Here is a 2,688-nt window from a genome sequence, read left to right as displayed (position 1 = left end):
TTCGCCGGTGAGGCAACGCGGTTGGCGTACATGACCGATGAGGCCGTCGAGGGCCGCGACGCCTTCCTGCAGAAGCGCGACCCGGACTACGGGCTGTTCCCGCGCTACTTCTGAGAATGTGTCGAGCGGTGCTACACCGCACTGGTCATGTGCATGGGTAGCGCGAGCTGCGTGACGATGCGGCCAGCGGTCACCATCCGCGGGACGCCGGTGGTGACCAGTGTCGCCCGGACGTTAGACCTATGCCTTGGGGTGGTCAATCGGCGGACACGAGCGCGTCAGCGACACGGTCGTACCGGGTCAGACCGAAATGGCAATGGTGCGTCTGTACCTACTTGCCGGTCGCGGTGAGGGATGAAGTGATGTCCTATTCTGGCGGGAGAGCGCTCAGCCCATGCTGGCGGCGCCGTTGACGTAGATCGTCTGTCCGGTGATGAACCGGCTGTCCTCGGCTGCGAGAAAGGCGACGGCTGCGGCGACTTCGTCGGGTGTCCCCGGCCGGCCGACCGGAACGCTGGCGGTGGCTTGCTCGACGACTTGGAGCAGACGCGCTGGCGCGCTGCCGGATTCGAAGAGTGCAGTCAGTTCGGGGGTCCGGATATAGCTGGGCGCCACGGTGTTCGCAGTGAGTCCGTCCTTTGCGTACTCGACCGCCAGCCCGGTGATCATGGCATGCACGCCGCCCTTGGCGGCGTTGTACATCGCGTGGTCCATCAACCCGGTGCGCACCGAGTCGGCGCCGATGTTGATGATTCGCCCGTGGCCTCGAGATACCATGTGCGGCAGCGCGGCTCGCACGCAGTAGATCGTGGTCCACAGGTTGTTGTCGACCGTGGCACGCAGTGTCTCCTCGGTATGTTCCACCGTCGGTGCGATGACGCCGCCGCCGGCGTTGTTCACCAGGATGTCGATATGTCCCAACCCGCCGATCGCACTGGTGACCAGGTCGTCGGCCACGCCGGCCTGCTGGAGCTCTCCGAAGAATCCACCCGCGACACCGACCTGCTCCAAGACCGTTTCCAGGTCCTCCTTGCACCGCGTTGCGGCGAAGACGCAGGCACCGTCGGCGGTGAGCCGCCGTGCGATACCCAATCCGATTCCCGACGATGCCCCGGTCACGACAGCGGTCCGGCCCGCGAGCGCCGCACTCATAGGATGATCGCCACGTCCGAGACGGCGCGCAGATCGGTCATGTCGAGTTCGGCGCGCTTGAATGCTATCCGCAACCCATTGTGGGACTGGCGAAGTCGGTACCGATAGTGCCCGACGTAGTAACTCGCCTTGCCGCCGCGGAACCGCCACACCGTGAACGACGCCGTCACGCCGATCTCGCCGTCCTCGTCCGGGTCGGCCACGTGGACGTTGAAGATCTGGTGGTTGGTGCGGGAGTGCGGGTATTCGCGGTGGGCGCGGCGGCTGTTGAGCCGCGTGACCCGTGCCCGCAGGCGCGTGCAGTCATCGTCGATGAGCAGCAGGTCGGTGTCGGGGTCGCCGTCGGGTGCGTCGTTGCAGGGCACTTCGTACTTGGCGTCAAGGTCGAATAATTCGAACCAGTCGTCCAGTGACCAGGAGTCCAGGAGCGCCGCTTCGGCGTAAAGGAAATCCTCGACCTCGGTGCGGCTCACGATCGCGTGCGGCGGGTCCACGGACGTGGTGGTACTCATCGCGCACCGGCCCGGTCTGCCGCGCAGCCCATCTGCTGTTGCCAACGCCGCCAGAACTCGCGCATTTGTTCCTCGTCGTTGGCCAGCGGTGCGCGCCCCATTCCGCGTGAGATGTCGTTCCATTCGACGCCGCCGCCGGCGTACCCCTGCTGGCAGGACTCCAGTGCCTCGACGTCGTCAGGGGTGGCGAAGCCGCCCGGACCCAGGAACGTCAGGAAGCTGTCGAGCCGGCGCTGTCGCAGGCCGGGCAGTTCGTCGCGGGGCGCGAGCTGCCAGGCCGTGACGTCCACCCGATCCGGGGCGGACGGGAAATTGGTGCGCACCGTGACCGCCATGATGTCGTTGATGATCAGGTTGGGGTAGATCAACAGGTTGCGGTTCACCTCGGAGATGGTGTGGGCTCGCTCCTCGCCGTAGCGGTTCACCAGATCGGCACGCAGCCGGTCGATTTCGTCGCGGGCCTCCTCCCCGAACAGCGGTTCCCACTTGGCGACCGGACGCCCCCACGGGGCGGTGTATTCGATCACCGCGTGCCCGTTGCCCAGCGCGACGGCTCGGCCTTTGACGCCGCCGTGCAGCTCGGTGCCGATCGACACCAGGTACTTGAAGTAGGTGTCGTGAGTGGACTGGGCATGGTAGCCGTCGATACTGTTCTCCACCAGCAGCTTCCAGTTCGCGGTGAAGCTGTACTCGTTGGTGCCCCTGGCCAGCTCGACATTGCCGCCACATCCGTCGACCACCAGGTCGATGTACTCCTTGGCGTCGGCGAGATAGGTGGGCAGGTCGACGATCTCGGGATCAAAGCTGGCGAAGACGAATCCGCGGTAGGACGCGACACGCGCTACCCGTTTGAGCCCAAGCTCGTCGAATCTCACCCCGCCCGCGTAGGCGTCGCGGTCCGGCACGCCCTTGAGCTTGCCCTCGGTGTCGAACGACCAGGCGTGATAAAAGCAGGAGAACACCTTGGCGGTGCCCGTGTCCTGGCGGCATACCAGCGCGCCGCGATGCGTGCACGAGTTGTGGA

Annotated in this window: 3 protein-coding genes and 1 pseudogene; 1 reads left to right on the top strand and 3 read right to left on the bottom strand. The window is 65.8% G+C overall.

What is annotated here, in order from left to right:
- Positions 1–114, top strand: a pseudogene (locus QOC69_RS00450) (1,4-dihydroxy-2-naphthoyl-CoA synthase); the annotation flags it as partial.
- Between the two features lie 273 nt (positions 115–387).
- Here QOC69_RS00450 and QOC69_RS00445 read toward each other — a convergent pair.
- The 3 genes from QOC69_RS00445 to QOC69_RS00435 all read right to left on the bottom strand — a co-directional run.
- Entirely contained in the window at positions 388–1,152 is a 765-nt protein-coding gene (locus tag QOC69_RS00445) for an SDR family NAD(P)-dependent oxidoreductase (protein WP_526435259.1), read from the bottom strand.
- On the bottom strand, positions 1,149–1,664 hold the full coding sequence (locus tag QOC69_RS00440) for an aromatic-ring-hydroxylating dioxygenase subunit beta (RefSeq protein ID WP_526435257.1): 516 nt from the start codon (positions 1,662–1,664) through the stop codon (positions 1,149–1,151). The genes QOC69_RS00445 and QOC69_RS00440 overlap by 4 nt, the downstream gene beginning before the upstream one ends.
- Positions 1,661–2,688: aromatic ring-hydroxylating dioxygenase subunit alpha (locus QOC69_RS00435; protein ID WP_526435255.1), on the bottom strand; the 1,028-nt coding region annotated here is incomplete at its 5' end. The genes QOC69_RS00440 and QOC69_RS00435, both read right to left, overlap by 4 nt.

It is taken from the genome of Mycobacterium sp. (assembly GCF_032162105.1).
Lineage (GTDB): Bacteria > Actinomycetota > Actinomycetes > Mycobacteriales > Mycobacteriaceae > Mycobacterium.
The sequence above is the reverse complement of the archived record's forward strand: the minus strand, read 5'-3'. Positions and strand labels throughout refer to the sequence as shown.

Excerpts from the sequence above, each read along its gene's own strand:
- QOC69_RS00440 (WP_526435257.1), bottom strand. The coding sequence starts at position 1,664 with ATGAGTACCACCACGTCCGTGGACCCGCCGCACGCGATCGTGAGCCGC.
- QOC69_RS00445 (WP_526435259.1), bottom strand. The coding sequence starts at position 1,152 with ATGAGTGCGGCGCTCGCGGGCCGGACCGCTGTCGTGACCGGGGCATCG.